The sequence below is a fragment of the Stenotrophomonas sp. genome (assembly GCF_031995405.1).
GTDB lineage: Bacteria > Pseudomonadota > Gammaproteobacteria > Xanthomonadales > Xanthomonadaceae > Stenotrophomonas.
Map to the genome: position 1 here is coordinate 1 of NZ_DAMAGC010000018.1, position 6,166 is coordinate 6,166.

Genomic DNA, 6,166 nt, shown 5'->3' on the forward strand with positions numbered 1-6,166 from the left:
TGGACCGCGTCGAGGTGACCGGTACCCGCATCAAACGGGCCGAAGTGGAAGGGCGAGTCCCGATCCAGACCCTGACCCGCACCGAGATCGAACGCACCGGCCTGAACTCCATCGGCGAGGTGCTGCAGCAGCTGACCGGCTCGGGCTCGGCGCTCAATGCCAAATTCAATTCCTCGGGCAACTTCGGCTTCCCGCCGGATGGCAGCGGTGTCGGTGCCGGCTCGGCCCAGGTCGATCTGCGCCACCTCGGCGCCAAGCGCGTGCTGGTGCTGGTGGACGGCATCCGCTGGGTCAACGAATCCTCCGCCTCCGGCGTGGGCGCGGCCACCGATCTGAACACCATTCCGCTGGCGATCGTGGAGCGCATCGAAGTGCTGGAGGACGGTGCGTCCTCACTGTACGGTTCGGACGCCATCGCCGGTGTGGTCAACATCATCACCCGGCGCGAGTTCGACGGCGGCCAGGTGACCGTGAACTACGGCGAATACAGCAAGGGCGACGGTACCCAGAAGGGCGTGGACCTGGCCTGGGGCACGCGCGGCGACCGGTACAGCCTGTTCCTCGGTGCCAGCTGGACCAAGCAGGATGCGGTGTATGCCAGCGATCGCGAGCAGTCGCGCTTCCCGATTCCCGGTACCGGCCTGTCCTTCGGCAGCTCGGCCACCCCGACTGGGCGCTTCATCTTCACCGACCCCAACACCGGCATCACCCACGACCTCACCCCGAACACCGGCGCCACCACGCCTACCTTCAACGGTGCCGATGGCTGCGCGCGCACCGACAGCTACCACTGCTTCGGCACTGCCGACCGCTTCAACTTCGCCGAATACAACATGGTGCTGACGCCGTCCGAGCGCAAAGGCATCTTCGGCCAGTTCCGCTTCGACATCACCGACAACCTGCAGTGGTACGTCAAGGCGCTGGCCAACCGGCGCGAGTCGACCAACCAGGCCGGCCCGGAGCCGCTGTTCTTCGGTCCCGACGGCGCCACCGGCAATCCGCTGGCCGACAACATCGTCATCTCCGCGCTCAACCCGTACAACCCGTTCGGCTTCGACCTGGATTCGTCGGACAACCTGATCATGATCGGACGTCGCCCGGTGGAAGGCGGCGCGCGCGTGTTCGAGCAGGAGGTCAACACCCAGTACTTCGCCACCGGCCTGGTCGGTCAGTTCGAGGCGGCCGACCGCAGCTGGTTCTGGGACGTCAACGGCATGTACAGCAAGAACAAGGCCGAGCAGACCAACTACGGCAGCTACAACATTTTCAACGTCAACATGGCCCTGGGCGATCCGGCCGTGTGCGCGGCCACGCCCGGTTGCGTACCGCTGAACATCTTCGGTGGCCCGGGCACCATCACCCCGGCGATGCTGGCCTGGATCCAACCGGTGGTGCACGACCGCAGCCAGAACGAACTGAGCCTGTTCACCGCCAACCTGAGCAGCGACCTGTTCCGCCTGCCGGCCGGTCCGGTGTCCTTCGCCACCGGCTACGAATACCGCAAGTACGAAGGCCGCTACGACCCGGACCCGCTGACCGTGATCGGCCACTACAACGGCGTGCCGTCGCTGCCGACCTCCGGTTCCTATGACGTCAACGAGGCCTACCTGGAGCTGAGCGTCCCGATCTTCGCCAAGAGCGCGATCGGCGAGAAGCTTGATCTCAGCCTGGCCGGGCGCTATTCGGATTACTCCACCTTCGGCGGTGAATTCACGCCCAAGTACGGCCTGCGCTGGCAGGTGACCAACGACTTCGTGCTGCGGACCACCTACGCCGAAGGCTTCCGCGCACCGTCGATCGGCGAGCTGTACGGCTCGGCCGCGCGCGCCGACCTGCAGCTGTTCGATCCGTGCTCGGTGGGGCTGGGCGGTACTCCGCCACGCGGCAGCGCCGCCAACTGCGCCGCGCTTGGCGTGCCTGCCGGCTTCCAGCAGGCCAACTCGCAGATCTCGGTCACCACCGGCGGCAACAGCGATCTGGACCCGGAACGCTCGCGCAGCTTCAGTGCCGGCTTCGTGTGGAGCCCGTGGTTCGGCAGCAACGCCGCGTGGTCCGAGCGCTTCGACGTGGACGTGACCTTCTACCGGCACAACATCGAAGGCGCGATCCAGGCGATCAACGCCCAGACCCAGCTCGACCTGTGCGTGGACACGCTGGACCCGCTGTACTGCGGCGGCATCACCCGCGCTTCCACCGGTGCGGTCAGCGGCTTCAACAACCGCCTGACCAACCTGGGCTCGATCAAGACCGACGGCTGGGACGTGGACCTGTTCTGGACGCTGCCGGACACCGCGGCCGGCAAGTTCAAGCTCGGCTGGCAGAACACCTTCGTCGGCCGCTATGAAGCCGTCGGCGCGGCCGGCCAGCGCCAGCCGCAGAAGCCGGGGGTGGAAGTCTCCGACAGTTCGATCCCGGAGTGGACCAGCAACGTCAACCTGAGCTGGAACCTGGCCCACTGGAATGCCTCCTGGACGGTACGGCACATCTCCAAACTCACCGAAGACTGCGGCGATGCCGTGGCGTTCCCGGTGTGCAGCGACCAGACCGCGGGTACCAACGAACTGAAGGCCACCACCTTCCATGACGTGCAGGTGGGCTACAAGATCGACTGGATGAAGGGCCTGCAGCTCAGCGCCGGCTTGAACAACGTGTTCGACAAGGATCCGCCGATCTGCCTGTCGTGCTCGCTCAACGGCTACGACGCCTCCACCTACGACATTCCGCGCGGTCGCTACTGGTACATGCGCGCGGATCTGCGGTTCTGATCCTCGGTTGAGGCAGGTGTGATGCCACCGGGGCGCCAGCACGGCGCCCCGGTGCTGGCGCGCGCTGGAAACCGGCCACGCCCGTCACCGTTCAAGGACGGACAAATGTGTTGCGCGTACCGGCCATTGCGTGGGTTTGCCGTGCCGGTGCCTGCCCGGGTCAGGCATCATGGGGCAGCCGGGCATGGCCCGGCGCTACTGCCGCTTCGATGATTGTTGCCATGAACCTGCATACCTGGTGGATCTTCGCCGTCACCGTGTTCGTCCTGTGCGGCACGCCGGGCCCGAACATGATGCACGTGATGACCCGCAGCGTGCGCGTGGGCTTTCGCCGCAGCATCGCGGCCATGGCCGGTTGCCTGAGCGCATTGGTGCTGGCGTTGTCGATTTCTGCCGCCGGGCTGGGTGCGGTGCTCAAGGCTTCGCCGATGGTGTTCGACGTGCTGCGTTATGCCGGCGTGGCCTACCTGGTCTACCTGGGGATCAAGGCGTGGCGCGGCGGTGACGCACCGATCGATGTTGGCAGCACTGCGGCGATCACCCCCAGCAAGCGACGCATCCTGTTCCGCGATGGCTTCATCATCGGCATCAGCAATCCCAAGCTGTTGTTGTTCGCCTCGGCGTTCCTGCCGCAGTTCGTCGACCTGAGCCAGCCGCAACTACCGCAGTTCATGATCCTGGTGGGCACGTTCGCGCTGATGGAGATGTTCTGGTACGCGGTGTATGCCGCCGGCGGACGCGGGTTGGCTGGCTATCTGGCGCGGCCGGGTCTGCGCAAGGTGTTCGACCGCGTGGTCGGCACGATCTTCATCGGCTTCGGACTCGCGCTGCTACGCGCCCGCCCGTAGTGCCGGCCGCTGGCCGGCAGCCAGGCTTTACCGTCATCGTTCATGGAGTTGCCGGCCGCTGGCCGGCAGCCAGGCATTACCGACATCGTTCATGAGGTTGCCGGCCAGCGGCCGGCACGGGTGGCGCCAGTGCCTGCAGGTACGCGCAGAACATGTCGGCCATCGCCTCGGCGTAGGCATCGATGGCGGTCGGTGACGGTGCGCTGCTGGAGAATTGCTTGCCCACCGTGCTCAGCGTGGTCCCGATCAGGTCGACGGCCAATGCACGCGTGGCCGGTGTCGCCTCCGGCAGCGCCTCGCGCATGAAGGTCTCGAAGGCCGCTTCGCCCTGCGCGCGGGCCTGGCGTGTCTCCGGCGCGTCGCGGTAGAGCGGGGCGGCATCGCTGAGTGCCACGCGCATCTGCGCCTCCTCGCATTCGGAGCGCAGGAAGGCGTGCACCAGCGCACGCAGCCGCTGCAGCGGTGGCGTGGCGGTGTCTTCCAATGTCCGCCGCAGCACGTCACCGGTCTGCGCCCATTCGTCGGTCTGCAGGCGGAACAGGATCGCGGCCTTGTTGGGGAAGTACTGGTACAGCGAACCGATGCTCACCCCGGCACGTTCGGCTACCCGAGCGGTGGTGAAACGGGCGGCGCCCTGCTGGGCCAGAACCTGAGCAGCCGCCTCCAGGATCACCGCCACCAGGGCACTGGAGCGGGTCTGGCGCGGGCGTTTTCTTGAGGAAATCTGCGGGGTTGCGTGTTCTGTCATGGGCGCGGCAGCCGCGGTGGGGAATGCGAATAGTGCGGATCTGGGATGCGCCGTATTCTGGAAATGCGACGAATCATTCGCATTCTAGGTGGGCGCGCTCCCGCGCTCAATCGTGCTGACAGGATCCCCATGAACACCCTTGCAAGCTCCCCCCTGGCGCCGCTGCTGACGCGCCTGTTCGATGCCTCCGAAGTGGCCACCCGCCCCGTGTTCGCCGGCATGTCCGCCGCCGAGCGCGACCGTCTGTTGCACAGCCGCACCGAGTACCTGGCGCTGTACACGCAGCTCAAGGACGTGTGGCTGCCGGTGTCGCGTGAGACCGGCACACTGCTGTACATGCTGGCGCGCAGCCGCGGTGCACGCGCCATCGTTGAGTTCGGCACCTCCTTCGGCATCTCCACCCTGCACCTGGCTGCAGCGCTGCGCGACAATGGCGGCGGGCGCCTGATCAGCAGCGAGTTCGAGCCCGGCAAGGTGGCGCGCGCGCGCGAACACCTGCGCGCGGGGGGTGTCGATGACCTGGTGGAGATCCGCGAAGGCGATGCCCTGCAGACCCTGCGCGAGGACCTTCCCGCGTCCATCGACCTGGTCCTGCTCGATGGCGCCAAGGCGCTGTACACCGACATCCTGGACCTGCTCGAACCGCACCTCGCGCCGGGCGCACTCATCGTGGCCGACAATGCCGACGACGCACCGGACTATCTGGCCCGGGTGCGCGCAGCGGGCAGTGGCTATCTCTCGGTCGCGGTCGGCGAAGATGTCGAACTATCGATGCGGCTTGGCTGATCCTCCCCCCGATTCAAGGAACCTCAACATGCATGTCTTCGTTACCGGCGCGACCGGCTGGGTCGGCTCGGCCGTGGTCCACGAACTCCTCGCCGCGGGTCACCGCGTCACCGGGCAGGCGCGCAGCGCCGACAAAGCCGCCGCACTCAGGGCCATCGGTGCGGGCGTCGTCCACGCCACGCTCGACGATCTGGACACGTTGCGCGATGCCGCGGCCCAGGCTGACGCGGTGGTGCACACTGCGTTCAACCACGACTTTTCACGGTTCATCGAGAATTGCGCGCAGGACCAGCGCGTGATCGAGGCGCTGGGCGATGCGCTGGCCGGGTCGGCGCGGCCGCTGCTGGTGACCTCCGGCCTGCTGGGCCTGCGGCGCGGTGCGTATGAAACGGATATGCCCGATCCCGGCTCGCCGCGCCTGTCCGAGCCCACCGCCCGTGCGCTGGTCGAACGCGGTCTCCGCGCGGAAACGGTGCGCCTGCCACCGTCGGTGCACGGGCTGGGCGAGCACGGCTTCGTGCCGATCCTGATCGAACTGGCCCGGCGCACGGGCGTGTCGGCGTACCTGGACGAGGGTGACAACTGCTGGTCCGGCGTGCATCGCCAGGATGCGGCGCGGGTGTATCGCTTCGCGTTGGAGCACGGGGCGACACACCCGGTGTATCACGCCATCGCCGACGAATCGGTGCCGTTCAAACGCATCGCCGAGGTAATCGGCAGTCGGTTGAAGCTGCCGGTGGTTTCACGAGGCGCCGACCACTTCGGCTGGTTCGCGCGGATGGCCGGGGCGAACATGGCGGCCTCCAGTGCCGCCACCCGCACAGCGCTGGGATGGGAACCGGTGGGGCCGGACCTGCTGGGCGATCTCGATCAGCCCGGGTATTACGCCGGTTGAGCGCGGTTGGGGGTGCCTGGAGCCGGCCAGCGGCCGGCACTACCGGAACCGCACGCCAGCGTGCCCGCCCGACCCACCCCCATCGCCCGGCAACGGTAGAGCCACGCCATGCGTGGCTGCGACC

General features: G+C 67.3%; 5 protein-coding genes. 4 read left to right on the forward strand and 1 reads right to left on the reverse strand.

What is annotated here, in order from left to right; all coding sequences use genetic code 11:
* Together RTO53_RS04920 and RTO53_RS04925 are read left to right on the forward strand one after the other, a co-directional pair.
* On the forward strand, positions 1-2,765 hold a 2,765-nt coding region (locus tag RTO53_RS04920; RefSeq protein WP_312236759.1), incomplete at its 5' end, for a TonB-dependent receptor.
* 221 nt (positions 2,766-2,986) lie between these two features.
* Complete coding sequence (locus RTO53_RS04925; RefSeq protein ID WP_312236760.1) at positions 2,987-3,613, forward strand: LysE family translocator; 627 nt, start codon at positions 2,987-2,989, stop codon at positions 3,611-3,613.
* Between the two features lie 76 nt (positions 3,614-3,689).
* Here the strand turns inward: RTO53_RS04925 and RTO53_RS04930 are convergent, their stop codons facing one another.
* On the reverse strand, positions 3,690-4,361 hold the full coding sequence (locus RTO53_RS04930) for a TetR family transcriptional regulator (protein WP_312236761.1): 672 nt from the start codon (positions 4,359-4,361) through the stop codon (positions 3,690-3,692).
* Positions 4,362-4,490: 129 nt separating this feature from the next.
* On the opposite strand from RTO53_RS04930, the gene RTO53_RS04935 reads away from it, so the two are divergent.
* Together RTO53_RS04935 and RTO53_RS04940 are read left to right on the forward strand one after the other, a co-directional pair.
* Complete coding sequence (locus RTO53_RS04935) at positions 4,491-5,147, forward strand: class I SAM-dependent methyltransferase (RefSeq protein ID WP_312236762.1); 657 nt, start codon at positions 4,491-4,493, stop codon at positions 5,145-5,147.
* Between the two features lie 28 nt (positions 5,148-5,175).
* Positions 5,176-6,042: an SDR family oxidoreductase gene (locus tag RTO53_RS04940; RefSeq protein WP_312236763.1), complete on the forward strand. Its 867-nt coding sequence runs from the start codon at positions 5,176-5,178 to the stop codon at positions 6,040-6,042.
* Positions 6,043-6,166 lie beyond the last annotated feature (124 nt).